This window comes from Dietzia natronolimnaea (assembly GCF_002289575.1).
In the GTDB taxonomy this organism is placed as follows: Bacteria; Actinomycetota; Actinomycetes; order Mycobacteriales; family Mycobacteriaceae; genus Dietzia; species Dietzia natronolimnaea_A.
In genome coordinates, this window is record NZ_NTGA01000134.1 from 1 (window position 1) to 339 (window position 339).

Sequence of the window (339 nt, forward strand, 5' to 3'; positions counted from 1 at the left end):
TCGAAGTGTCCGGGCTGGTCGTAGACCATCGTGCGGATCTCGGAGACCGCCAGGTCGTTGACCAAATCCCAGCCAAGCCCGAGGGCCTTGGCCACCGCGGACACGCTGGTGCGGTCGACCGCCAGGCGCTGCAGAATCCAGCGGGTGCAACGGCGGGTGGTCTTGGCCCGCGGCTCGGCCAACGCCGGCATGCGTTGCTGGAAGATCCGCGTGACGCACTCGGTGTTGCCGCAGGTGAAGCGCGGTACCCGCACGTGCAGTCTGGTGGGATGGCCGACGATCGGCAGATCGGTCACCCGCCGCTCGATGTGGTCTCGTAGCCGGCCCACCACCCCGCAC

1 protein-coding gene is annotated in these 339 nt (G+C 68.7%); it reads right to left on the reverse strand.

Annotated elements, in window-relative coordinates; genetic code table 11:
* On the reverse strand, nucleotides 1-339 hold a 339-nt coding region (locus tag CEY15_RS18010), incomplete at both ends, for a transposase family protein (protein ID WP_176475201.1).